This window comes from Streptomyces sp. NPDC054786 (genome assembly GCF_053611685.1).
In genome coordinates this window covers 45,945-70,493 of record NZ_JBSHAW010000038.1, presented here as the reverse complement: position 1 = coordinate 70,493, position 24,549 = coordinate 45,945, and the positions used below count along the sequence as shown (strand labels likewise).

Sequence of the window (24,549 nt, the reverse complement as noted above, 5' to 3'; positions counted from 1 at the left end):
CGGGGTGGGGTGGGGCGGGGGGAGGGGACGGCGGGGAAGGCCGAGCAAAGCCGCAGCAGCCGACCGCACCCCCCGCCGCACACGCCCCCCGAGCCGGTCCGTGGGCCCCGTGACGACGGCTTGAAAGCGGCGCCACTGCTGGATCTCCCGCGCGGTGCGGACGGTGTGGGTGCCCGGGGCGGGTGGGGCGGCTTCGCCTCGCTGGGCGGCCCGGTAGGTGTCGAGGAGGTGCTGCTGAGCTGCGTTCATGTCCCTCACTGTGGGGCGGCGCCGTGGCCCGTGGCCCGTCGATTGACGGGAGCCGTCAATCGACGTCCCTGCAGGTGGCGGCCTCGCGCATGATGGGCGTATGGCCAACGTCATCGACATCACCGGGCTGCCGCAGGAGCGCCTCGTCTTCTCCCCTTCCCCGTTGGCGGAGCTGGGGGCCGCGCTGCATGCGCTCTCCGAGCCGGGCCACCACCCCGGGCTGCACGGCTGGGTCACCGCCACCAACGCGGCGCTGAAGACCGACCTCGCCGACCGGCTGTGCGAGGCGGACTTCCTGTGGCGGTCCGCCCGTTCCGACATCCTGCTGCCGGCCCGCCCCGGGGCGAGCCTGGCCGAGGACCTGGACGAGCTGGACCGGATCGACGATGAGCGGTTCGTGGCCGCCGCGTTCGAGATCAGTTGCTCGGCGAGCTACACCCGCCCCACCCCCTCGCCCCTTGTCGACGCGGACGAGCGGGCGCGGGTACGGGAGATGGCCGCCGCGCGCGGCCCGCGGCAGGCGGCCTTCACCGACCGGATGCTCACCGACCCCGACGGCCTGCGGATATGGCTGCGCCGCCTGTTCGAGGACTGCGAGGAGGCGTTCTTCGGGGACATCTGGCGCCGGGTGGGCATCCAGCTGGCGGCCGATGCCCGGCACAAGACCGAGTTGCTGCGCCACAAGGGCCTGGCCGAGACGCTGTCCGCGACGTCGAAGGCGTTGTCCCTGGAGGATGCGCAGGACGGCAGCGGCAGTAGCCGCATTCTGGTCGACAAACTTGCCCGGGGACGTACGACGGCCTTCGCGAGCGCAGCGGATCCGGGCGTCACCTTCCTGCCGACGTCGTTCGGCTGGCCGCATCTGGTGTTCAGCCATGCCCCGGGCTGGCGCCCCGTGCTCCAGTACCCGGTTGCCGGGCCGGAGTTGCCGGCGCCTGCCGCGCTGGAACTCGTCCAGCAGCGGCTGGAGGCGCTGAGCCACCCGATGCGGATGCAGCTGTGCCGGACGCTGTCACGGGGGCCGCATACGACGGGGGAGCTGGCGAACGCGTTCGGCATCACCTCGCCGGAGGTGTCACGGCATATCGCCACGCTGAAGAAGGCCGGGCTGATCCAGACGCGGCGGCGCGGGCGCTACGTGCTGCACCAGCTGGACCTCCAGGTGGTGGCCCGGCTGGGCAGCGACTTCCTTGAGGGCGTTCTGCGTTGAGGGCGTAGTGCGTTGCAGGCGTACTGCGTTGCAGGCAGGCCGCGCGGAAGGCGCATGCAAGGCAGTTCGCGCTGAGGGCGTACGACGTGGCCGAGGGGCCCGCGCCGCGCCCGCTCCCTACGCCCCCGCTCCCCCGGCCCGCACCAGCCCCGTCTCATACGCGAGTACGACCGCCTGGACCCGGTCCCGGAGGCTCAACTTGGTCAGGATGCGGCCCACATGGGTCTTGACGGTCGCCTCCGAGAGCACCAGCCGCGCCGCGATCTCACCGTTCGACAGCCCCTGGGCGACCAGCAGCAGCACCTCCCGCTCGCGCTCCGTCAGCCGTTCCAGCTCGGGCCGGGACGGCTCGGCGGAGGTGGCGGGCAGCATCGGGGTGAAGCGGTCGAGGAGCCGGCGGGTGGTGGACGGGGCGACGACCGCGTCGCCGCTCTCCACCGCCCGGATCGCGGCGAGGAGTTCGCTGGGCGGCACGTCCTTGAGCATGAAGCCGCTGGCCCCGGCCTTCAGCGCGGAGAAGGCATATTCGTCCAGGTCGAAGGTGGTCAGGATGAGGACCTTCGGGGCGCCTTCCTTCTGCCCGCCCTCGCAGATCCGGCGGGTGGCCTCCACACCGTCCAGATGCGGCATCCGGACGTCCATGAGGATCACGTCGACCTGGGTGGCGCGCAGCACCTCCAGGGCTTCCACGCCGTTACCGGCCTCCGCGACGACCTCCATATCGGGCTGCGCGGCCAGCACCATCCGGAAACCGGTGCGCAGCAGCACCTGGTCGTCGACGAGCATCACACGGATGGTCATGGCAGGGGATCCCTTTCGTGCAGGAGTGGGGGCTGAGCGTACGGGGTGCAGCGCGGCGGGCCGGATTCCTGGGTGCGCGGCGCCGGGCCGGCCGGCCTCGGCGCCGGCCCGACCGCCCTGCTCACCGCACCGGTTTGAGCGGCAGGACAGCGCTGACCCGGAAGCCGCCCCCCGGCCGCGGCCCGGCGGCCAGGGTGCCGCCGACCATGCCGACCCGCTCGCGCATCCCGATCAGGCCGTGGCCGAGGCCGTCCGCGCCGCCCTCCTCGTAGAGCTCGCGCTGCGCGCCTCGTCCGTCGTCCTCGATGAGCAGATCGAGATCGTCGTCCTTGTAGGAGAGGCGGACGGTCGCGGCGACGTCGGGGCCGCCGTGTTTGCGGGTGTTGGTGAGCGCCTCCTGGACGATGCGGTACGCGGTGAGTTCGACGCTGCTGGGCAGCTCCCGCGGCTCGCCCTCGACGTGGAAGTCGACCGGCAGTCCTGCGCCGCGTACCTGCTCCATGAGGTCGCCGAGCTGGTCCACGCCCGGCTGGGGGACGTATTCGCCGCCCTCGGGCTGTTCGCCGGTGCGCAGGACGCCCAGCAGCCGGCGCATCTCGGCCAGCGCCTGGCGTCCCGTGCCGGAGATCGTCTCCAGGGCCTGCCGGGTCTGTTCGGGCGCGGCGTCGAGGACGTATGCGGCGCCGTCGGCCTGGACGACCATCACCGAAACGTTGTGGGCGACGACATCGTGCAGCTCGCGGGCGATACGGGCGCGCTCGGCCGCGACCGCGATCCGGGCCTGTGCCTCGCGCTCCTTCTCCAGGCGGGCGGCCCGCTCCTCCAGCTGGGCCCAGTAGGCGCGGCGGGTGCGCATGGAGTCGCCGAGCACCCAGGCCAGGACGAAGGGCACGGTGAGCAGCACGGTGACGAACAGGCTGCCGCCTATCGTCCGCTCGCTGAATGCGTCCTTGAAGCGCACGGCGGAGAGGGCGGGGCCGAAGACGGCGCCGGCGAGGGCGCAGCGCGAGGCCCAGCGGGGGATGGTGGGCCCGGACGCCACGGTGTAGGTGATCACGAACATCGCGAAGTCGGCGGGCATGGTCTGGATGCCGCAGAGCAGCTGGCCGGCGCCGATGGCCGCCGTCAGCAGCAGCATTTTCACGGGGGCCTTGCGGCGGAGCGCCATGACGAGGCACAGGCCGACCGCGAAGATCGCGGCGATGATCTGCGAGCCGCCTCCGACCTCGCTCGCCACCCACAGCCCGCTGAGCCCGAGCAGGGGGACGGCCCAGAAGGTGTCCACTCCCGTCGGGTGCCTGCGGAGGAAGTCATAGAGGCGCTGCACGTAACCCAGCGTAGGCACCGCGGATACGTGTACGAGTCAACCGGAGGAGCGATCCTGTGCGCCGGGCCTACTCCCCAAGGTGGAGACTCCATGCGCCAAATGTGTCGGAACGGGGGACGGCCCGTACCACCACCCCGTCCGCCGGGGCGGCGCCCGCCCGTACCGTGGGGCAGGTGACGAACGAGTGGTGCGGGTGGCGCGAGGCCACGGAGCGGGCGCTGTACGGTCCGGACGACGGCTTCTACACGCGCCCCGGGGGGCCCGGTCCGGCCGGTCACTTCCGTACCTCCGTGCATGTCTCCCCCCTCTACGCCGGCGCCGTCGCCACGCTCCTGTGCCGCGTCGACACCGCTCTCGGTCATCCGGACGAGCTGGCGCTGGTCGATGTGGGCGCGGGGCGCGGTGAGCTGCTGACCGGTGTGCTGGCCGTACTGCCGGACGAGGTGGCCGCGCGGCTGCGCCCGTACGCGGTCGAGCGCGCCGCGCGTCCCCAGGGCCTCGATCCGCGGATCGGCTGGCGGGGCGAGCTGCCCGCCCCGGGCTCGGTCACCGGCCTGCTGTTCGCGAACGAATGGCTCGACAATGTGCCGGTGGATGTCGTCGAGACGGATGCGGACGGGGTGCCGCACCGGGTTCTCGTACGCGCCGACGGCACGGAGCGGCTGGGCGGGCCGGTGGACGGCGCGGACGCGGAGTGGCTCCGCCGGTGGTGGGCGCCCCTGTCGGCCCCGGACGCCGCCTCCCGGTCCGATGCCCCCTCCCCCGGGCTGCGCGCCGAGATCGGCCGGCCCCGGGACGAGGCCTGGGCGCGGGCCGTCCGCACCCTGCGCGCGGGGCTCGCCGTCGCCGCCGACTATGCGCACGAGCAGGGTGATCGCCCGCCGTTCGGCACCCTCACCGGCTTCCGTGACGGCCGCGAGGTCGCTCCCGTTCCGGACGGGAGCTGCGACATCACGGCGCATGTGGCGCTGGACGCCTGCGCCGGGCCGTCGGCACAGCGGCTGACCCAGCGCGCGGCGCTGCACGCCCTGGGGGTGGACGGCCGGCGCCCGCCGCTCGCCCTGGCCGCCACCGACCCTGCCGGGTACGTACGGGCCCTGAGCGCGGCCGGGTCGGCGGCGGAGCTGACCGATCCGGCGGGCCTCGGGGGCTTCGGATGGCTCCTGGAGCCGGTGGGCGAGGCGTGTACGGGCCTGCTCGGGGCAGGGGGCGCCGCCTGAGGGCCAGGGCGGCTCCCGCCACGGCATGCTGCAAGACTGTTCCCATGACGGAGACGACGGTCGGCATCGGCGGCGCGGCGGAGAGCACCGACATGGTGCTGAACATCGGCCCGCAGCATCCCTCGACGCACGGCGTGCTGCGGCTGCGCCTCGTCCTGGACGGCGAGCGCATCCAGCACGCCGAGCCGGTGATCGGCTATATGCACCGCGGCGCCGAGAAGCTCTTCGAGGCGCGCGACTACCGCCAGATCATCATGCTCGCCAACCGGCACGACTGGCTGTCGGCGTTCTCCAACGAGCTGGGCGTGGTGCTGGCCGTCGAGCGGATGCTGGGCATGGAGGTGCCGGAGCGCGCCGTGTGGATGCGGACGCTGCTCGCGGAGCTGAACCGGGTGCTGAACCATCTGATGTTCCTCGGCTCGTACCCCCTGGAGCTCGGCGGCATCACCCCCGTCTTCCACGCCTTCCGTGAGCGGGAGGAGCTCCAGTCCGTCATGGAGGAGATCTCCGGCGGCCGGATGCACTACATGTTCAACCGCGTCGGCGGCCTCAAGGAGGACCTGCCGGCGGGCTGGCTCGGCCGGGCCCGGCATGCCGTTGCCGACGTGCGTTCCCGGATGGATGTCTTCGACAATCTGGTCCTGGGCAACGAGATCTTCCGTGGCCGCACCCGCGGGGTGGGTGTGCTCGCGCCGGAGACGGTGCACGGGTTCGGCGTCTCCGGGCCGATCGCCCGGGCCTCCGGTGTGGACTTCGATCTGCGGCGCGACGAGCCGTATCTGGCCTACGGGGAGCTGCAGTCCACGCTCAAGGTCGTCACCCGCGAGGAGGGCGACTGTCTGGCGCGCTTCGAGTGCCTGCTGGAGCAGAGCCACAATGCACTCGATCTCGCCGATGCCTGCCTGGACCGGATCGCGGAGCTGCCCCCGGGGCCGATCAATCAGCGGCTGCCGAAGGTGTTGAAGGCTCCCGAGGGCGCGACGTACGCCTGGACCGAGAACCCCCTGGGCATCAACGGCTACTACCTCGTCTCCAAGGGCGACAAGACCCCCTATCGCCTCAAGCTGCGCTCGGCGTCGTTCAACAACATCCAGGCGCTGGTGGAGCTGCTGCCGGGCACGCTGGTCGCCGATATGGTCGCCATTCTCGGCTCGTTCTTCTTCGTCGTCGGGGACATCGACAAGTAGGCGGGGGCGCGCGGCTCTTACGGTCCGTCCTGGCGGAGGGTCTGCAGATGGCGGCGCAGGACGTTCCGGAGTATGTCCGGTGTGAGGCGTTCCGGTTCCAGCGTCGCCTGGAGGGTGAGGCCGTCGAGCAGGGCCGACAGCCGTAGCGTCTCCAGTTCCAGGTCGAGATCGTCCGGCAGGCTGCCGGCCTCCTGACCGCCGCGCAGCATCCGCATCAGCAGGGCCCGCATACCGGCCTCCAGCTCGACCGCGTGCGGCCGGAGTTCGGGGCGCGTACGGGCCGCGTTCGTGAACGCCTGCCAGAGCATGCCCTCTTCCCGGCGCTCGTCGTCCAGCGGCAGGAACTCGGCGAGCAGCTCCTCCGCACGGGCGGCGCGCTCGCCTGCCGCCTCGGGGTCGAGCAGCCGCTCCGCATGGCTCCCCACGCGGTACTCGATGCGGGCGCTCAGCTCCGTCATCGCGAAGATCATCACTTCGTCGTGGTCGCTGAAGTAATGGCGGACCGATCCGATGGCCAGCCCCGCCTCGTCGGCGACGTTACGGAGCGATGCGCCCTCCACTCCCTCTCGGCACACCACGCGGAGCACGGCCTCGGCGACGGTGCGGCGGCGGGCCTGGGGATCGACGATCTTCGGCATATTGCGATTGTGGCACACCCGAGCTAAATTGGTATTTGGCACGGTCGAGCTAAAACATCCGCGGCTTCGGCCACCGTCCCGCCGTGTCCGCACACCGCACACCGCACACCGCACACCGCACCGACAACACACCGCATACCTGGGGGAATCATGAACGGCTGGCTGCTCGCGGCGATCATCGTCGTCGTCCTCATCGCCGTGGTCATCAAACGCCTGCGGGGTGAACCGCTCAACGCCCGCGATCTGTTCGCGCCACCGGTCGTCCTCGTCACCCTCGGCGTCTTCGCCCTGGCCAAGGCCGAGAACCTGACCGGCACCGATATCACCTGGGCCGCCACCGGCGCCCTTCTCGGCTGTGCGCTCGGCGCGCTGCGCGGTACCACCATCGGGCTGTTCGAGCGGGACGGCGTCCTCTGGCAGCGCTATACGGGCCGTACGTTCGTCGTCGCCCTCATATCCCTGCTCGTGATGGCGGGCTTCGGCCTGCTGGCGGTGAAAATGGGGATGCATGAGTACGCCCGCCCCACCCAACTGGGCATCGGCGTCAGCTTCCTGGGCGAGGCGCTCGTCGTCGGCTACCGCGGCTTGGCCAGCGGCACCCCCTTCGCCCCGGAACGCCGCCGGATCCAGGACGCGGTGTCCGGGCTCCGCGCAGGTCATCCACACCCTGTGGACGACAAGCCGCTCCTGCCCTTGGCCGGGAGGGAACGGGAGGCAGGGACGGCCGGGGCCGGTCAGCCCTTCCGGCGCCCATGACCGTGCGGTCCCCCCGCTCGGCCGGAGAGCCGTTCGGCCGGAGAGCCGATCGGCCGGAGAGCCGTTCGGCCGGAGAGCCGTTCGGCCGGGAAGCAGCCCGGCCCCGGAGCCGATGAACGCTCCGGGGCCAGGCTGCTGTCAGATCAGGGTCAGGAGATGGCGCTGCGCAGTGCGCCGAGCTCGAACTGCTCGGTCTCGTCGTGCGCGGTCAGGTCGATGACCTCGCCGGTGCCTGCGGTCGTTTCGCCGGCGGCCTGCTCACCGTCCGCCGGCTCGCCGCGGGTGTGCTCGCCGTCGTCCGCGACGCCTTCCGTGGACGGCTGCGGACGGGCGTCCGTACGAGCCGCGCGGGCCGTACGCGCCCGCGCACGGGCCGACTGTTCGGCCAGGGCCTCGTCGCCGACGACATCCGCCAGGTCGTCCTCCAGGGGCGCGGTCAGCTCCCGGGGGCCGGAAGCGGTCGCACTGCCGAAGAAGTCGAAGCCGCCCTGCGCGCGGGATGCGGCGGGGCGGGACGGTGCGAGGGCGGCGGCGGTGGCCGGGACCGGGCGGAGCGCGGGTCCGTCGGCGGCGGCCGTACGGGCATGTGCTTCGCCCGTGCGCTGTACGGCGGCCGCCGACGGGTTCCCCCGGCCGTTCTCACCGTCCTGGCCGCCCCGGGCATCGCGGCCCGCGGCCGGTCGGGACCGGGTGGCCCCTTCGGCGCGGGCGCCGTCCCGCGGCATCCGTGCGGCCTTCTGGGCGGTGCGCTGCCGGGCGGCGTTGCGGGCCAGTTGACGCAGCGCCCGGTCGGCCTGGGCGTAGGTCGCGGCGGCCGGGGCCGGGCCGTCCCCGTTCGCGGAGGGCTCGCGCCGGGCCGGAAGGCGGACGGCAGGCAGCGCCTTGGGCGGGGCCGCGGCCTCGATGGCGAGCAGCCGGCGGCCCTCCAGGGCGCTGGCCCGCTCGGTCTCGGCGGTGGCGTAACGGCGCAGCAGCGCGGCGTGTTCGCTGCGCAGCCGGGCCAATTCGGCACGCTTGGCGCGGAGTTTGGTGTCCAGGGCGGCGCGGAGCTCGCGGGATTCCTCCACATCCGTTTCGAGCTCGGCCATCCGCTCCTCGGTGCGCCACTCGTCGCGCACCCGGGCACGGTCGAGTTCGGCGACCCGCCGGCCGGCCTTACGGTCCCAGGACCGCAGAAGGACGGCGCCGGTGAGGGCAGCGGCGGCCGCGCCCGCGGCGAGCACCCGTTGCACCAGATCGTCGCCGACGAACCACGCGCCCGCGGCGCAGGCTATTGACGCACCGGCGACCGTCACAGGAGGAAGCAGCCGGTGGAGGGGTGGTGAATGGCGGTGGCGTCCTCGTGGCATGGCCAGAAACTTACCGTGCGTGCGGGACCTATGGGGCCCCGCACACGAATCCGTTTCCCGCTGGTTACTTCTCGACCAGGCCCTTGGACTCCACATAAGCCTGCGCGACATCCGCGGGCTTGAGTCGCTCGGCATCGACCTTGCGGTTCAAGTTGATCAGGTCTTCGGTCGTCAGCGCCCGCGTGAGCTTCCCGAGGGCGGTCTCGATCTCCTTGTCACCGGCGCTCTCGGCATTCACCACCGGCAGCACATTGTCGGCGTTCTGGAGCTTCTTGTCGTCCTTGAGAAGCACCAGCCCGAAGTTGTCGAGCGTGGCGTCCGTGGTCGTGGTGAGCACCAGTTGGTCGGTGCCGTCCTTGACCGCCTGCTTGGCCTGCGGGGTCCCGACGCCCTTGGGGTCCAGCGCCGTGATGTCGATGCCGTACGTCCTCGCCAGGCCCGGCTTGCAGAACACCCGGGTCTCGCACTCCTCACCCGAGGCAAGTTTGATCTTCTGCTTCGACGCGCCGAGGTCGGAGAGGGTCTTCAGGGAGTGCTCGGCGGCGAATTCCTTGGTGACCGCGAACGCGTTCTGGTCCGTCGCCCCGCCCGCCGCCAGCACCTTGAGTCCGCGCGGACCGGCGAGTTTCTTCAGGGCCGTCACCGTCTTGTCGATGTCGCTGGAGGCGACGGGCTTCGCCTTCGTGCCGTTCTTCTTCGCGTTGAGGAATTCGGCGAGGGTGGAGGCGTATTCCGGAACGACATCGATCTGACCCTTCTCCAGGGCCGGTTCATACAGCTCGCGATTGGCCAGGGTCTGCACCCGCGTGCGGTAACCGGCATCGGTCAGCACCTTGGAATAGATCTCGGCGAGCACCTTCGACTCGGTGAAACCGGCCGAGCCGATGACGATCTCGTCCTTGCCTCCGCCCTTGCCGTTGCCGCCGCCCTTCTCCTCCAGGCTCTTGCCACCGCACGCGGCCAGCCCGGCCGCCAGTGTGATCACTGTGCCCGCGACCACCGCGGTACGCGCCACACGCGACTTGCTGCTCATGGATGCCACCATTCAGTCCGTTCGGATCAGTTCTGGTCAGGTCGAGCCGGTCAGCCGGGCCGGGTGGGACCGGTCAGGTCGATTCGGATCGCGTCGGGGTCGGGTCGGGTCAAGGCGGGTCGGGTCGGGCCGGGCTGCGTGGGTTCGGTGCGGAACGAGTGGGGGTCGGACCAGGCCGGGGCGAGGCCTACGGGACCGTTGCCGAGGTCGGTGCCGCCCGGCTCGCCCCCGGCCCGGCGCCCGTGGACGTACCCGACGCCGTACGCGAGCCCGTGCGCGCCGCGCGCCGCCGCCCCCGCATCGGGTCGAGGAACCGCTCCGCCAGGACGAGAACGCCCTCCACGGTCAGGGCGAGCACGGCCACCAGCAGTGCGCCCGCGACCACCTGCGCGGTGTCGTAGTTGCCGAAGCCCGCGGTGATGATCCGGCCCAGGCCCCCGCCGCCGGCCAGCGCGGCCAGTGTCGCGGTCGCCACCACCTGCACCGTGGCCGAGCGCAGGCCCGTCATGATCAGCGGACAGGCGAGCGGTATCTCGACCCGCAGCAGGAGTTGCAGCCCCGACATGCCCATCCCGCGCGCGGCCTCGACCACGTCGCGGTCCGCCTCCCGCATCCCCAGATAGGCGTTGGTCAGCAGCGGCGGCACCGCGAACAGCACCAGCGCGATGATCGTCGGCCAGTCGCCCTGGGTCCCCAGCGGGCTGAGCGTCAGCAGCACCAGGACCGCGAACGTCGGTACCGCGCGCCCCACGTTGGAGAGATTGACCGCCAGCGCCCCGCCCTTGCCCAGGTGCCCCAGCCAGAGCGCCACCGGCAGGGCTATCAGGGAGGAAAGGACCAGACACAGCGCGCTGAGCCAGACATGCTCGGCCAGGCGGTGCCACACCCCCTTCTCCCCGGCCCAGTTCGCGGCCGTCGTCAGCCACTGCCAGGCACCGGTGATCGCCCCCATCCTCAGCTCACCACCTTCGCCACACGGGCGCCGCGCCGCGCACGGGCCTTCGCCCGCGCCTGCGCCCTCGTCCAGGGCGTCAGCAGCCGCTGCAGGCCCATGAGCAGCAGATCGGCGAGCAGGGCCAGCAGCACGCACAGCACCGAGGCCGTCAGCACCTCCGCCTTGAAGAAGCCCTCCATGCCGGCGGCTATGAGATTCCCCAGGCCGCCGTAGCCGACGACGGAGCCGATGGTCGTCATCGCCACCGTCGAGACCGTGGCGATGCGCAGCCCGGCCACCAACGCGGGCAGCGCGAGCGGGAGTTCCACCTCGTACAGCAGCCGCGCCGGGCCGTACCCCATCCCCCGGGCGGCCTCCCGCACCTCGGCGGGCACCGCCTGCAGACCGGCGAGAATGTTGCGCACCAGGATCGTCAGCGAATACAGCACCAGGCCCGTCACGACCACGGCCGCCGAGACCCCGAAGACCGGTGTCAGCAGCGCGAACATCGCCAGCGAGGGGACGGTGTAGAGCACCGTCGTCAGCCCCAGGACCGGTCCGGCGGCGCCCCGCCAGCGCCGGGCCACCAGCGCCAGCGGAAAGGCGATCAGCAGGCCGATCGCCACAGATACGGCCGTGATGCCGATGTGCTGGACCGTCGCGTCCACCAATTCCTGGCTGCGGGTGCGCAGATACTCACCGCAGATCCAGTCGTTGCTCTCCAGACAGCCCGCCCCGACGGCACCGCCGCTCATGGCTCGTCACCTCCCCCGCCCCGTTCGCTCACCTTTCCGGTAACCGTCTGCGACCCTAAACCCCGCCACTGACAATCGGACCGGTCCCGCAGCTCACCGGACACATCGCCATCCACGCGCAACACCGCGTTCACGACCGCCCGTCCACAATGGGCCGTCCACAACTGGGGGAAAGCATGATCCGCTTCGAGCACGTCACCAAGAGCTACCCCGACGGCACCACGGCCGTGGACGACCTCACCTTCGAGGTCGCCGAGGGTGAACTCGTCACGCTCGTCGGGCCGTCGGGCTGCGGCAAGACCACGACGATGAAGATGGTCAACCGCCTCATCGAGCCCACCGGCGGCCGCATCCTCCTCGACGGCGCGGACATATCCGCCCTCGACCCCGTCCAGCTGCGGCGCCGTATCGGCTATGTCATCCAGCAGGTCGGGCTGTTCCCCCACAAGACCGTCCTGGACAACACCGCCACCGTCCCGCACCTCCTCGGCCGGCCCCGCAGGCAGGCCAGGGCGCGCGCCGCCGAGCTCCTCGACCTGGTCGGCCTGGACCCGTCGACGTACGGCGACCGCTACCCCGACCAGCTCTCCGGCGGCCAGCGCCAGCGCGTCGGGGTGGCCCGCGCCCTCGCCGCCGACCCGCCCGTACTGCTGATGGACGAGCCGTTCGGCGCGGTGGACCCGGTGGTGCGCGAGCGCCTCCAGAACGAGTTCCTGCGGCTGCAGGCCACGCTGCGCAAGACGGTCCTCTTCGTCACCCACGACATCGAGGAGGCGGTCCGGCTCGGCGACCGCATCGCCGTCTACGGGGCGGGGCGCATCGAGCAGTTCGACACCCCCGCGACGGTGCTGGGCGCCCCCGCGACCCCGTATGCCGCCGAATTCGTCGGCGCGGACCGGGGCCTGAAGCGGCTCTCCGTCACGCCCATCGAGCCCGGCGACCTCGAACGGCCCCCGGTCGTCCGCCTCGACGACCCGGCGGCCCGCGCCGCCGGCCGGCTCGCCGCCGACGGCGCGACCTGGGCGGTCGTCCTGGACGCCGACGGCTCGCTGCACGGCTGGGTCCCGGCCGCGGCCCTCACGGGCGCCGCGGAGGCAGCAGCGGCAGCACCGGCCGGCGGGAAGCGCTCCGAGCGCGCGCCGCGGGGCTCCACGGTCCGCGCCCACGCCCGGCGGATGGACGCCCGGCTGCCGCTCGGCGCCCCGCTCAAGCAGGCGCTCAGCACGATGCTGCAGCACGACGCCGGCTGGATCGCGGTCCAGGACGGCGACCGCTACCTGGGCGTCCTCACGCCCGCCCGGCTGCACACCGCGCTGCGCCGCTCCACCACGGCGGACGCCGCGAACGTCCCGCGCGGCGAGGTCTCGCTCGATACCGTCCCGGGCCACGGCAGCAGGGCCACAGGAGTCACGGCCTCGGGCGCCGGTGTCACGACCCCGGACAGCAGCGTCTGACCCGGTCAGCGGCCCGGTGCGGCGCAGCGCCGCACAGCGGCTCCAGGGGCCGCGGTCACGGACCGGACCGGCTCACACCGTCGCGTCGGCCCCGCCGTTCCCGTTGCCGTCGTCCTCGGGCAGCTTGCACACCCGCTCCAGGAAGATCGCCGCGGCGACCACCGCCGCCCCGGCGACCACCGACAGACCGGCGTAGATCGCCTGGTCCCGGCGCGGTGCGACATCGAGGCCGGTGGTCAGCAAGAAGACGCCGACCCCGCCGTACAGCCCCGCGACCAGCGACGCCACCAGCGCGCTCGCCTGGCCGAAGACCACCGCGCGGGCGGCCACCAGCGGATCGACGCCCTTGGCGCCCGGCCGGCGCTCGCGCTGCGCGCGCAGCCGCCCCCGGAGCGCGAGCGCGGTGGCCCCGAGCACCGCGGCGATCAGCGCCAGCACGATCGGCGCGGCCACCGGCACGCTGGGGAGGGTGCCGAGGGAGTCCCACAGCCGGGCGCCTCCCCAGGCCACCACCCCGGCCGCCAGAAACAGCCCGACCAGCACCTTGATGTGTAGCTGCTTCACCGAGCGATCGCCCCTCGCACCGTCATGACCATCCCTGCCATGGCGACCATTCTTTCCTTTATGGCCGCCTTGTCCGTCCCGTACGGATGCATCCCGCAGGGAATCGACCCGCAACCTTAACGGCTACTCCGGCAGCCGCAGTTCCAGGTCCGAGCGCGGCGCCACACCGTCGCGGCCGACCACCGACAGCAGCGCGGCCACCGCACCGTGCCCCGGAACCTCCGCCTCCGGGTCGATGTCGTACCACGGCACCAGCACGAACGCCCGCTCATGGGCCCTCGGGTGCGGCAGCGTCAGCCCGGGGTCGTCGGAGAGCACGTCCTGATACGCGACGATGTCGACGTCGATCGTGCGCGGGCCCCACTGCTCGTCGCGGACCCGCTCGAAGGCCTCCTCGATCGCATGCCCGCGCTCCAGGAGGGAGGACGGCGGCAGCGTCGTCTTGATCAGCACCACGGCGTTGAAGTACGCCGGCTGGGAACCGGGGGCCACGCCCCACGGCTCGGTCTCGTAGACCGGGGAGACCGCCTTGACCCGCAGACCAGGGGTGTCCTCCAGCGCGTCGACGGCGCCCTGCAGCGTCTCCAGGCGGTTGCCGAGGTTGCTGCCGAGCGAGATCACGGCGCGTTTGGGGTTGGAGAGCGTCACATCCGCGGCGTCCACCTGCTCCACGACGGAGGCGGGCACCGGCTGTACGGTCGGGTCACCGGGCTGGGGGCGCCGCACGGCGGCTCCATCAGTGCTGGTGGTCGGCTGACGGGCGGAATTCATACTCGGCTCCGAGTGATGGTGATGGTCACGTCATCGAAGGGGACGGTGATGGGCGCGTCCGGCTTGTGCACCACCACCTCCACCTCCTGCACACCCTCGTGCTTGAGGCACTGGCCGGCGATGCGCTCCGCCAGGGTCTCGATGAGGTCGACGGGCTCGCCCTGGACGACGGCCACCACCTCCTCGGCCACAACGCCGTAGTGCACGGTCTTCGCGAGATCGTCGGAGGCCGCTGCGGGGCGGGTGTCCAGACCGAGCACCAGGTCGACGATGAAGGTCTGGCCTTCCTCGCGCTCCCGGGGAAACACCCCGTGGTGGCCCCGGGCCTTCAGCCCACGCAGCGCGACACGATCCACGCGAATCACTCCCACTGGTCCACGGCACCTCTGGCGCCACTGTTCGTCGGATACCGGGCAGCCGCCGGAGCGATCCGGCAACACTGCCCCGCCGTCGAATCTACCTTCGAGGAACGACAGTCCTCGCCTACGGGGGCTATGGACAAGACCCAGTCCTACTGCTAGATGGCGCCCTTCGGGACAACATCCGGCAAACCGGGAGGATCGTCCGCGCGGCCTCTTACCCCCTGCCCATGCCCCACCCCTACCCGTGCCGCACTTGGCTCGAACGGGTGCGCCCTCGCCCGGATGGCTGACCCCCACCGCTGACGACGGCACAGGCATCCCCCCGACGCAAGGGCGGGCGGCATGGCAAGGCTCACACCCCGCCCGAGCGCCCGGGGATCGTCTCCCCCCGGGCGCGCCGTCCCTTGAGGGAAGGCTCAGAGCGCGTCCTCGTCGCCGTCGCCGGCTCCCCCGGCCTCGTCGTCCTCGTCCTCGTCGTCGCGGTCCGCCAGCACCGGCGACCCGTGGTGCGACCACACCCGCCAGCCGTCCTCCGTGCGCCGGAAGACATTGGTCGCCACCACCAGCTGGCCGATCAGCGGCCCCACCGAGCCGTCGTCCTCGGCGGGCCCGCCGCTGAGGATGTTCTCGGTGCAGGTCACCAGCGCGGTGTCACCGACGACATCGATCTCCACATCCGTGAGGAAGAACTGGATGTACTCGGTGTTCGCCATGATCAGGGCGTACGAGCGGAGCACCTCGCCGCGCCCGCGCAGCACCGGCCACCCGGGGTGGACCACACTCACCTGACCGTCCAGCCACAGCTCGGACAGCGCCTCGTGATCGCCGCGCTCGATGGTCTCGTACAGGGTGGTGTTCGCCTGCTCGACCAGCTCGATGTCCGTCCGTGGGCCCAAGCCGCTCACACCGTTCCCGTCGTGTCGCTCATCTCATCCGCACCGGCCGCACCGGCCGTGTCGCCGCTGCCGGACGCCGCGTCCTCCACGGCACGGGCCACCCGTACCGCATCCGCGCTCGCCCTGACCTCGTGCACCCGCACCGCCCAGGCCCCCTCTCGCGCCACGATCGCCGACACCGCCGCCGTCGCGGCGTCCCGCTCCCGGGCGGGCGGTGGGGCGGCTGCCTCGTCGCCCGCCAGCACCCTGCCCAGGAACCGTTTCCTCGATGCGGCCACCAGCAACGGACGGCCCAGCGACCGCAGCCGGGCCAGCCGGGCGACCAGCGCGAGATCGTGGTCCGCGTTCTTGGCGAAGCCCAGGCCGGGGTCGATGACGATCCGCTCCGGATCGATCCCGCCCGCCATCGCACGCTCGACGCTCCGTCCGAGTTCGTCGACGACCTCCGCGACGACGTCCCCGTAGACGGCGCGGTTGTTCATGTCGATGGACTGGCCACGCCAGTGCATCACCACGAACGGGACGTGGTGCGCGGCCACCACGGGCACCATCGCCGGGTCGGCGGCGCCCCCGCTGACGTCGTTGACCAGGCGCGCCCCGGCCTCCACTGCCTGCTCGGCGACCGAGGCCCGCATGGTGTCGACGGAGACCACGACACCGGCCGCGGCAAGCTCCCGTACGACGGGGACGACCCGGCGCAGCTCCTCGGCCTCGTCCACCCGCGCCGCGCCCGGCCGGGTCGACTCGCCGCCCACGTCCACCATGTCGGCGCCCTGCGCCACCAGGTCGAGACCGTGTTTGACGGCGAGTTCGGTGTCGAACCAGTCACCGCCGTCGGAGAACGAATCGGGCGTCACATTGACGACGCCCATCACCGCGCAGCGTTCCCAGTCCGGCAGTCCGGCCACCCGGCCACGCAAGGTACTCATGTCACCAGCGTAGGCCGTGTGCCGACCGGCCGGATTGCGGCCGTCGGCTGCGGGGACCGAGCGGGCGCCGGCGCGCTCCCGGACGATGCGGAACGACTCCCTCCGGCGGCCCGGCCCGGCGGCCGGTCAGGCCGCCCGCTCGACCGTGCCCGCCGCCCTGACCGGCTCCGGCGTATGCACGCACGGCCGCGGCTCGGCGGACTTCCGCCGCCGCAGTGCGCGCGGCAGGCTCAGCTCCAGATAGCCCTCGGCCTGCAGCGCCGCCAGGCCGATACGGGGGATGTCACGGCTGTTGCGGAAGACCACGAACCGGGGCTCCCAATGCGGCCGGAACTTGTCGTTGAACTTGTACAGCGACTCGATCTGGTACCAGCGGGACAGGAAGATCAGCAGCCCGCGCCAGATCCGGATGACCGGCCCCGCGCCGAGCTTCTCGCCGCGCTCCAGAGAGGAGCGGAAGACCGCGAAGTTCAGCGACACCTGCTTGATCTTGAGGTCCGGGGCGGCCTGCAGCGCGGCGACGATCAGCAGCTCGTTCATGCCGGGGTCGGCGCTGCGGTCACGCCGCATCAGCTCCAGGGAGATACCGCTGTCGCCCCACGGCACGAAGTGCTGCATCGCCTTGAGATCCCCGTACGGACCGGGCTCCTCGCCCTCGCCCACGGGCAGATGAGCCGTGGCGATCACCGCGTCGCCGTCGGCCACCGCATCGATCCGGCCCAGCGCCATGGAGAAACCGCGCTCGGTGTCGGTGTCCCGCCAGGCGTTCGCGGCCTTCTGGATCTGCGTCAGTTCGGCCGGCTCCAGGTCGCGCACCCGCCGCACCCGGGTCTCGTAGCCGTTGCGCTCGATGCGCTTGACCATCTGCCGTACGTTGCGCATGGCGCGGCCGGTGAGGGTGAAGTCGGCCACGTCCACGATCGCCTCGTCGCCGAGCTCCAGCGCGTCCATACCGGTCTCCCGGGTCCACACCTGGCCGCCGGTCTCGCTGCAGCCGGTGACCGCCGGGGTCCAGGAGTGCGCCTTGGCCAACTCCATGAAGCGCTCGATGGCGCCCGGCCAGGCCTCGACATCGCCTATCGGGTCGCCGCTGGCGAGCATGACACCGGAGATCACCCGGTAGCAGACCGCGGCCTTGCCGGTCGGCGAGAAGACCGCGCCCTTGTCGCGGCGCAGCGCGAAGTAGCCGAGCGAGTCGCGGGCGCCGTGCCGGGCGAGCAGCTCACGCAGCTGCTGCTCGTCGTCGTCGGTCAGCCGGGCCGCCGGGTGCTCGGGGCGGAAGGCGAGATACGCGGTGGTGGCGACCGTCAGCAGACCGAGCGCGCCGAGCGAGTAGCCGACGGTGTAGTCCACCTGCTGGGTGTAGGCGATCGGGCCCTCGAAGCCGAACAGGCCCCACAGGACGTGCCGGACGCGGTCCCAGCCGGAGGGCGATCCGACGATCTTGTTGGGGTGGGAGCTGACGATGACCATGCCGATGGCGAAGGAGGCACCGCCGAGGACGATGAGGTTGGCCACCGCCTTCCAGCGGCTGCGCGGGTCGGGCAGCGCCGCGAACTCCCTGCGGTGCCGCACCAGGAACGCCAGGAGGGCCAGTGAGAGCACCGCGCCGAACACGGAGTGGCGGTACACCAGCTGAGCGGCGATCCCCACCGGGAGCAGCGCCACGGCCGCTCCCCAGGCCCGCCGCTTACGCCGCTTGAGCCCGTGGGCCAAAAGGAGCAGCAGGATGCCCACGACGATGGACGCGGCGGCCGCCAACGGGCTCACCGCGCCCGGCAGCACCTCGGCGAGGGCATGCACCCGGCTGTGCCGGAACCGCGGGAACACCCCGGCGGCCAGGTTCAGCAGGCCGACGACCACGCCGGCCGTGCCGACGCACGTCGGCACCGCTTCGGGCCGCGGGCCACGGAGCCAGCCTGGCGTTCGCCACGCAACCTTCTCCGACTTTTCGCCATCTAGCCTGTCAGACATCACTTTCCCGTCGCCCCGGTCGAGAGAACGTGCGAGCCTTGTCGCAGCATCTGGACTTTTTGCGCCCTGTATGACGGCGTTTCAGGGCTCGGGGTTCCATTAGCGGTACGGATGGCCCGGCCGCCCGGAAGAAAGCACCACATGGGTCTCACCAGTAAGAAAGTGCTGCTTCTTGCCGTCCTCGTCGCGGTGGCACTGTTCGTCCTCACCGTTTGGCTCTGGCCCCGCCTCTCCAAGGCGAACTGGCGTGCCGTCCTCGGCCGTGTCGGACTCCTGGTGGCGACCCAGCTCTGCCTCTTCGCCGTGATCGGCCTGTACGCCAACAACTCCTTCGGTTTCTACGCGTCCTGGGCCGACCTCTTCGGCCAGGAGCAGGAGCCGGGCGTGGTCACCAACTACCAGACCGGGCCGAACGGCACCAAGCTGCAGATGCTGGGTACCGAGCGGGTCAGCGTCCAGAACGGCTCGCGCCCGGCGGCCGGCGGCCGGATCGACAAGGTGGTGATCCGCGGCGAACACTCCCAGATCGCCAGCCCCGCCTTTGTCTATCTGCCGCCGCAGTACTTCCAGAAGAAATACGCGGACAAGAAATTCCCGGTGGCTCTGGTGCTCACCGGGTACCCGGGCACCGCCCAGGCGCTCTACAAAAAGCTGCATTTCCCGCAGACCGAGCACGAGCTGCTCAAGCGGCACAAGATGCAGCCGACCGTCCTGGTGATGATGCGTCCGACGGTCGCGCCGCCCCGCGACACCGAGTGCGTGGACATACCGAACGGCCCGCAGACCGAGACCTTCTTCACCAAGGACCTGCGTGCGGATATCGCCGAGCACTACCGAATAGGGCGCGAGGCCAGGAACTGGGGTGTCATCGGAGACTCCACCGGCGGCTACTGCGCGCTGAAGATGGCCATGCGCCACCCCGACGCGTACTCCAGCGCCGTCGCCCTCTCCGGCGCCTACGAGGCCCCCCTCGACGCCACCACCGGCGACCTCTTCGGCGGCAACTCGCAGCTGCAGCGCGAGAACAATCTGCTGTGGCGTCAGCGGCACCTGCCCGCCCCCGAGGTGAACCTGCTGGTCACCAGCAGCAAGCAGGGCGAGGGGAATTACCACCAGACGCTGCGGTTCATCCAGCAGACGAAGTCGCCGAGCCGGATCTCGTCGATCATCCTCGACAGCGGCGGCCACAACTTCAACACCTGGCGCCGGGAGATCCCGGCCGCCCTGGAGTGGCTGGGCAACCACCTCAAGGCCTGACGGGCCGGCAGCCGTCCCGTTAGGCCCCGCCCGCGGCCGGGTCCCTCAAGCAGCGTCCGGGGGCCCGGCCGTCGGTGTTCCGGGCCGTGCGCCTCAGCGGGCCAGTATCAGGCTCATCGCCTCGGCACGGGTGGCGGCGTCGCGCAGCTGGCCGCGCACGGCCGACGTCGTCGTCTTGGCACCCGGCTTGCGCACCCCGCGCATCGTCATGCACATGTGTTCGCACTCGATGACGACGATCACGCCGCGCGGCTCCAGGATCTCCATCAGCGAGTCCGCGATCTGCGTGGTCAGCCGCTCCTGGACCTGCGGACGCCGGGCGTAGACATCGACCAGCCGGGCCAGCTTGGACAGGCCGGTGATCTTGCCGTCGGCGGACGGGATGTAGCCGACGTGCGCCACCCCGACGAAGGGCACGAGGTGGTGCTCGCAGGTGGAGACCAGCTCGATGTCCTTGACCAGCACCATTTCGTCATGACCGAGGTCGAAGGTGGTCGTCAGCACATCTTCGGGCTTCTGATACAGCCCGGCGAAGATCTCCTTGTACGCGCGGGCCACCCGTGCCGGCGTCTCCAGCAGCCCCTCGCGGTCCGGGTCCTCGCCCACCGCGATGAGCAGCTCGCGTACGGCGTTCTCGGCGCGCTTCTCGTCGAATGTGCCGATCTTGCCGTCGACGTTGAGCGTCACAGGGTCGGTCATGTGGTGCCTCGTTCCTTCTGCGCCCGCTCGAATTCGCGGTGGAATCGCGAAATGCCGCGCCCCCCAGGCTAAACCTGGGGGGCGCGGCGTTTATTCCGGGGCCCGGGGGCCGCGGAATCAGCTCTCGGGGCGCTGCTCCTCGGGGGCTTCCGCCTTTTCCGTGGAGACGGTGGCGGTCGTGGTCACCGAGCCGTTGGCCGGGGTCAGCTCCCGCGGCGAGAGCACCGGCGGGCGGCTGGAAGGCGTACGACGCGAGGAGCCGGTCCACGCCGGGCGGGCCGGGCGCTTGACCACGTGCTTGAAGAGCTCGGCGATCTCCTCCTTGTTGAGGGTCTCCTTCTCCAGCAGCGTCAGCACCAGGTTGTCCAGCACATCGCGGTTCTCGACCAGGATCTCCCACGCCTCGTTGTGCGCGGTCTCGATGAGCCTCTTGACTTCCTCGTCGACCAGCGCGGCGACCTCTTCCGAGTAGTCGCGCTGGTGGCCCATCTCACGGCCCAGGAAGGGCTCGGAGTTGTCCGTGCCGAACTTGATCGCGCCGAGCCGCTCGGTCATGCCGTACTGCGTGACCATCGCGCGGGCCGTGGCCGTGGCCTTCTCGATGTCGTTCGCGGCACCCGTGGTCGGGTCGTGGAAGACCAGCTCCTCCGCCGCGCGGCCGCCCAGCATGTACGCCAGCTGGTCGAGCATCTCGTTGCGGGTGGTGGAGTACTTGTCCTCGTCGGGCAGGACCATGGTGTAGCCCAGCGCCCGGCCGCGGGACAAGATCGTGATCTTGTGCACCGGGTCGGAGTTCGGTGAGGCCGCCGCGACCAGGGCGTGTCCGCCCTCGTGATACGCGGTGATCTTCTTCTCCTTCTCGGACATGATCCGGGTCCGCTTCTGCGGGCCGGCCACGACGCGGTCGATCGCCTCGTCCAGGAAGTGGTTGCTGATCAGCTTCTCGTCGCTCCGGGCCGTCAGCAGCGCGGCCTCGTTGAGCACGTTGGACAGATCGGCACCGGTGAAGCCGGGGGTGCGCTTGGCGACGGCCGAGAGGTCGACGTCCGGCGTGACCGGCTTGCCCTTCTGGTGAACCTTGAGGATTTCGAGACGGCCCTGCAGGTCCGGACGGTCGACGGCGATCTGCCGGTCGAAACGGCCGGGGCGCAGCAGCGCCGGGTCGAGGATGTCCGGACGGTTCGTGGCGGCGATCAGGATCACGCCGCCCTTCACGTCGAAGCCGTCCATCTCGACCAGGAGCTGGTTCAGGGTCTGCTCGCGCTCGTCGTGGCCACCGCCCAGGCCCGCACCACGGTGCCGGCCGACGGCGTCGATCTCGTCGACGAAGACGATCGCCGGGGCGTTCGCCTTGGCCTGCTCGAAGAGGTCACGGACACGGGAGGCACCGACACCGACGAACATCTCGACGAAGTCGGAGCCGGAGATCGAGTAGAACGGGACGCCCGCCTCGCCGGCGACGGCGCGTGCGAGCAGCGTCTTGCCCGTTCCGGGCGGGCCGTACAGCAGCACGCCCTTCGGGATCTTGGCGCCGACGGCCTGGAACTTCGCCGGCTCCTGGAGGAACTCCTTGATCTCGTGGAGCTCCTCGACGGCCTCGTCCGACCCCGCGACGTCCGAGAACGTCGTCTTGGGGGTGTCCTTGGTGATGAGCTTCGCCTTCGACTTCCCGAAGTTCATCACCCGGGAGCCGCCGCCCTGCATCTGATTCATCAGGAACAGGAAGACGACCACGATGAGGACGAAGGGGAGCAGCGAAAGCAGCACACCGACGAACGGGTTCTGCTTCGACGGGGAGACGGTGTACCCGTCCTTGATCTCGCCGGTCTGGTACTTGGCCTGCAGGTTCTTGGCCACGTCGACGCCTTGGTCGCCGATGTAGCTCGCCTGGAGCTTGTTCGAGCCCTCAATCTTGTTGGAGCCCGACAGCTCGATCTTGATCTTGTTCTCGTCACCGGTCGTCAGCTCGGCGGATTTCACCTTGTTGTCAGCGATCGCCTTGACGACCTGACCGGTGTCCACCGTCTTGTAGCCGCCGGACGAGCCGACGACCTGCATCAACACGACCACGGCGAGGACGGCCAGCACGATCCACATGACCGGCCCACGGAAGTATCGCTTCACGTCCATCCATACGGAGCCGCTAAGGCCCCGTCCCTCCTGCCACAGTGAGGCACAACGCCCTTGGGAGGGCTGGTCGTGCGTACGGTGTATTACTGGCCCGAAAAAGAACTGCCTTCGGACGGTACCCCAGCATTGTCACCCGGCGCCTGCGCCGAGGGTGAACATGCAGCCGAGGATTCCGTTCTCCCTGCTCCAACGGCGGGAAGCCCCGAAGGGTTCCCGCCGGCCCACAGAGAGCCGATCCGGGCCTCGTCCGGCCACGTCGGCCGGACGGGCGCGAGGAGCGCCCTCAGCCGCCGTAGACGTGCGGCGCGAGAGTACCGACGAACGGCAGATTGCGGTACTTCTCCGCGAAGTCGAGGCCGTATCCCACCACGAATTCGTTGGGGATGTCGAAGCCGATCCACTTCACGTCGATGGCGACCTTGGCCGCGTCCGGCTTGCGCAGCAGCGTGCAGACCTCCAGCGAGGCCGGCTCCCGCGAGCCGAGGTTCGACAGCAGCCACGACAGCGTCAGGCCGGAGTCGATGATGTCCTCGACGATCAGGACGTGCTTGCCCTTGATGTCGGTGTCGAGGTCCTTGAGGATCCGGACCACGCCGGAGGACTGGGTGCCCGCGCCGTACGACGACACGGCCATCCAGTCCATCGTGACGGGGGTGGACAGCGCGCGCGCCAGGTCCGCCATGACCATCACGGCGCCCTTGAGGACACCGACGATGAGCAGGTCCTTGCCCGCGTACTCCGCGTCGATCTTCGCGGCCAGATCAGCCAGCTTCGTGTCGATCTCTTGCTTGCTGATGAGTACCGACTGAAGGTCGGAACCCATGTCCTTGTCGTCCACCCGTGCCACTCTCGCTCTGTTCGGTGTTCGCGTCAGTCGTGAGACTTCGGTGCGGGGCAGCGTCTGCGGCTCAGCCCTGCCGAATCACCAGTCTGCCACCCTGCCGTCGCACACCTACGCGCCCGGGGAGGTTGATGGCCCCCTGCCCCCTCCAGGCCGTGATCAGGCGGTCCACTTCCTCGATGTGGCGGGCGAAGAGCGAACCGGCCGGTGAGCCGGCGCCGATGACGGCCCGGCGCAGCACCCGGCGGCGTACCGCGGGAGGCAGGGCGAAGAGGGCGGCGATGTCGAGGGTGCCGGTGTCGTCGAGGACCGTGTCCTCCGCGTCGGCGGCCCAGGCGTCCAGGGCGTCGGCGTCGTCGCGGGAGAGCTGGGCGGTACGGGCCAGCGCCTCGACGACGCCCTTGCCGAGCGCCTTCTCCAATGCGGGCAGGCCCTCGTGGCGGAGCCGTGAGCGCGTGTAGGCGGGGTCGGCGTTGTGCGGGTCGTCCCAGACGGGCAGCGACTGGATCAGGCAGGCCTTGCGGGCGGTCTGGCGGTCCACGTCGAGGAAGGGCCGGCGGTAGCGGCCGTCCCTGCCGCTGGTCGCGGCCATACCGGAGAGCGAGCGGGTCCCGGATCCGCGGGCGAGACCGAGCAGCACCGTTTCCGCTTGGTCGTCGCGGGTGTGGCCGAGGAGGACCGCGGTGGCGCCGTGGCGCTCCGCGATGGTGTCCAGGGCGGCGTAACGGGCGTCGCGGGCGGCGGCTTCCGGCCCACCCACCCGTCGCCCCCCACCACCCCGGTACGAGGCGCCGTGCGCCACCCGATGGGATTCGCCCACGTGGACGGCGACGACCTCGACCGGGTCCAGCCGCAGGCCCCGCAGGCGCAGGGCGACCTCGGTGGCGCGGAGGTCCGAGCCCTCCTGGAGGCCGTGGTCGATGGTGACGCCCCCGGCGCGGACGCCGAGCTTGGGGGCCTCGAAGGCGAGAGCGGAGGCGAGCGCCATCGAGTCGGCGCCGCCGGAGCAGGCGACGAGCACGAGCGGGGGCTCGTGCCGGTCCTGCGCGCAGTGGTGGGTGAGGACGTCGTGGAGTACGCGGCGGACCGCCAGGCGTATCGCGGCGACCGCTGGATGGGGACCCATGTCCGTTTCCAATCGTTCAGCTGGGGAGCCTCGGGCCGGTGAGGGCAACTTCGTCACACAGAGTGCCTAGATGGTGACAGAGGCGAG

At 71.1% G+C, this 24,549-nt stretch carries 23 protein-coding genes; 6 read left to right on the top strand and 17 right to left on the bottom strand.

Annotated elements, in window-relative coordinates; all coding sequences use genetic code 11:
* Positions 1-349 precede the first annotated feature (349 nt).
* The gene (locus tag ACWGI6_RS28640) at positions 350-1,459 is read left to right on the top strand and encodes a DUF5937 family protein (RefSeq protein WP_453270188.1); all 1,110 of its coding nucleotides are present in this window, start codon (positions 350-352) and stop codon (positions 1,457-1,459) included.
* Positions 1,460-1,576: 117 nt separating this feature from the next.
* Here ACWGI6_RS28640 and ACWGI6_RS28635 read toward each other — a convergent pair whose 3' ends face one another.
* Positions 1,577-2,260: a response regulator gene (locus ACWGI6_RS28635; protein WP_393909177.1), complete on the bottom strand. Its 684-nt coding sequence runs from the start codon at positions 2,258-2,260 to the stop codon at positions 1,577-1,579.
* A gap of 121 nt (positions 2,261-2,381) precedes the next feature.
* Positions 2,382-3,587, bottom strand: coding sequence for a sensor histidine kinase (locus ACWGI6_RS28630; RefSeq protein WP_453270187.1), 1,206 nt, complete (start codon positions 3,585-3,587; stop codon positions 2,382-2,384).
* 173 nt (positions 3,588-3,760) lie between these two features.
* Here ACWGI6_RS28630 and ACWGI6_RS28625 point away from each other — a divergent pair, with 173 nt between their 5' ends.
* Together ACWGI6_RS28625 and ACWGI6_RS28620 are read left to right on the top strand one after the other, a co-directional pair.
* Positions 3,761-4,807 (top strand): SAM-dependent methyltransferase, encoded by a 1,047-nt coding sequence (locus ACWGI6_RS28625; protein WP_453270186.1) that lies wholly within the window; start codon positions 3,761-3,763, stop codon positions 4,805-4,807.
* Between the two features lie 44 nt (positions 4,808-4,851).
* A complete protein-coding gene (locus ACWGI6_RS28620; protein WP_393909180.1) occupies positions 4,852-5,994 on the top strand; it encodes an NADH-quinone oxidoreductase subunit D in 1,143 nt (380 codons plus the stop codon).
* Positions 5,995-6,011: 17 nt separating this feature from the next.
* Here the strand turns inward: ACWGI6_RS28620 and ACWGI6_RS28615 are convergent, their stop codons facing one another.
* Positions 6,012-6,632 carry a TetR/AcrR family transcriptional regulator gene (locus ACWGI6_RS28615; RefSeq protein WP_453270185.1) on the bottom strand — a complete coding sequence of 207 codons (621 nt, stop codon included), beginning with the start codon at positions 6,630-6,632 and terminating at the stop codon, positions 6,012-6,014.
* Positions 6,633-6,782: 150 nt separating this feature from the next.
* On the opposite strand from ACWGI6_RS28615, the gene ACWGI6_RS28610 reads away from it, so the two are divergent.
* Positions 6,783-7,388 carry a DUF1453 domain-containing protein gene (locus tag ACWGI6_RS28610; protein ID WP_453270184.1) on the top strand — a complete coding sequence of 202 codons (606 nt, stop codon included), beginning with the start codon at positions 6,783-6,785 and terminating at the stop codon, positions 7,386-7,388.
* Between the two features lie 149 nt (positions 7,389-7,537).
* Here the strand turns inward: ACWGI6_RS28610 and ACWGI6_RS28605 are convergent, their stop codons facing one another.
* The 4 genes from ACWGI6_RS28605 to ACWGI6_RS28590 form a co-directional block, all read right to left on the bottom strand.
* The gene (locus ACWGI6_RS28605) at positions 7,538-8,737 is read right to left on the bottom strand and encodes a hypothetical protein (protein ID WP_453270183.1); all 1,200 of its coding nucleotides are present in this window, start codon (positions 8,735-8,737) and stop codon (positions 7,538-7,540) included.
* Between the two features lie 64 nt (positions 8,738-8,801).
* Entirely contained in the window at positions 8,802-9,770 is a 969-nt protein-coding gene (locus tag ACWGI6_RS28600) for an ABC transporter substrate-binding protein (RefSeq protein ID WP_453270182.1), read from the bottom strand.
* 187 nt (positions 9,771-9,957) lie between these two features.
* A complete protein-coding gene (locus ACWGI6_RS28595) occupies positions 9,958-10,722 on the bottom strand; it encodes an ABC transporter permease (RefSeq protein WP_453270181.1) in 765 nt (254 codons plus the stop codon).
* A gap of 2 nt (positions 10,723-10,724) precedes the next feature.
* Positions 10,725-11,459 (bottom strand): ABC transporter permease, encoded by a 735-nt coding sequence (locus ACWGI6_RS28590; protein ID WP_453270180.1) that lies wholly within the window; start codon positions 11,457-11,459, stop codon positions 10,725-10,727.
* A 176-nt stretch (positions 11,460-11,635) separates the two neighbouring features.
* On the opposite strand from ACWGI6_RS28590, the gene ACWGI6_RS28585 reads away from it, so the two are divergent.
* Positions 11,636-12,913 carry an ABC transporter ATP-binding protein gene (locus ACWGI6_RS28585; protein ID WP_453270179.1) on the top strand — a complete coding sequence of 426 codons (1,278 nt, stop codon included), beginning with the start codon at positions 11,636-11,638 and terminating at the stop codon, positions 12,911-12,913.
* A gap of 72 nt (positions 12,914-12,985) precedes the next feature.
* On the opposite strand, the gene ACWGI6_RS28580 is transcribed toward ACWGI6_RS28585, so the two are convergent.
* The 6 genes from ACWGI6_RS28580 to ACWGI6_RS28555 form a co-directional block, all read right to left on the bottom strand.
* Entirely contained in the window at positions 12,986-13,477 is a 492-nt protein-coding gene (locus tag ACWGI6_RS28580; protein ID WP_393909188.1) for a DUF3180 domain-containing protein, read from the bottom strand.
* A gap of 123 nt (positions 13,478-13,600) precedes the next feature.
* Entirely contained in the window at positions 13,601-14,248 is a 648-nt protein-coding gene (gene folK, locus ACWGI6_RS28575; RefSeq protein WP_453270178.1) for a 2-amino-4-hydroxy-6-hydroxymethyldihydropteridine diphosphokinase, read from the bottom strand.
* A complete protein-coding gene (gene folB, locus ACWGI6_RS28570; RefSeq protein ID WP_030077148.1) occupies positions 14,245-14,604 on the bottom strand; it encodes a dihydroneopterin aldolase in 360 nt (119 codons plus the stop codon). The genes folK and folB overlap by 4 nt, the downstream gene beginning before the upstream one ends.
* A gap of 422 nt (positions 14,605-15,026) precedes the next feature.
* The gene (locus tag ACWGI6_RS28565; protein WP_393909190.1) at positions 15,027-15,506 is read right to left on the bottom strand and encodes a nuclear transport factor 2 family protein; all 480 of its coding nucleotides are present in this window, start codon (positions 15,504-15,506) and stop codon (positions 15,027-15,029) included.
* A 5-nt stretch (positions 15,507-15,511) separates the two neighbouring features.
* Positions 15,512-16,435 (bottom strand): dihydropteroate synthase, encoded by a 924-nt coding sequence (gene folP, locus ACWGI6_RS28560; protein ID WP_453270177.1) that lies wholly within the window; start codon positions 16,433-16,435, stop codon positions 15,512-15,514.
* A 126-nt stretch (positions 16,436-16,561) separates the two neighbouring features.
* Positions 16,562-18,409, bottom strand: a complete 1,848-nt coding sequence (locus ACWGI6_RS28555; protein WP_453270176.1) for a phosphatidylglycerol lysyltransferase domain-containing protein — start codon at positions 18,407-18,409, stop codon at positions 16,562-16,564.
* Between the two features lie 141 nt (positions 18,410-18,550).
* Here ACWGI6_RS28555 and ACWGI6_RS28550 point away from each other — a divergent pair, with 141 nt between their 5' ends.
* A complete protein-coding gene (locus tag ACWGI6_RS28550) occupies positions 18,551-19,666 on the top strand; it encodes an alpha/beta hydrolase (RefSeq protein WP_453270175.1) in 1,116 nt (371 codons plus the stop codon).
* Between the two features lie 93 nt (positions 19,667-19,759).
* On the opposite strand, the gene folE is transcribed toward ACWGI6_RS28550, so the two are convergent.
* From folE to tilS, 4 genes are all read right to left on the bottom strand, one after another.
* Entirely contained in the window at positions 19,760-20,365 is a 606-nt protein-coding gene (gene folE, locus ACWGI6_RS28545) for a GTP cyclohydrolase I FolE (protein WP_453270174.1), read from the bottom strand.
* A 117-nt stretch (positions 20,366-20,482) separates the two neighbouring features.
* Positions 20,483-22,495 (bottom strand): ATP-dependent zinc metalloprotease FtsH, encoded by a 2,013-nt coding sequence (ftsH, locus tag ACWGI6_RS28540; RefSeq protein WP_453270173.1) that lies wholly within the window; start codon positions 22,493-22,495, stop codon positions 20,483-20,485.
* Between the two features lie 283 nt (positions 22,496-22,778).
* A complete protein-coding gene (gene hpt / locus ACWGI6_RS28535; protein ID WP_393909250.1) occupies positions 22,779-23,318 on the bottom strand; it encodes a hypoxanthine phosphoribosyltransferase in 540 nt (179 codons plus the stop codon).
* Positions 23,319-23,403: 85 nt separating this feature from the next.
* Positions 23,404-24,462: a tRNA lysidine(34) synthetase TilS gene (gene tilS / locus ACWGI6_RS28530; protein ID WP_453270172.1), complete on the bottom strand. Its 1,059-nt coding sequence runs from the start codon at positions 24,460-24,462 to the stop codon at positions 23,404-23,406.
* Positions 24,463-24,549: the final 87 nt, after the last annotated feature.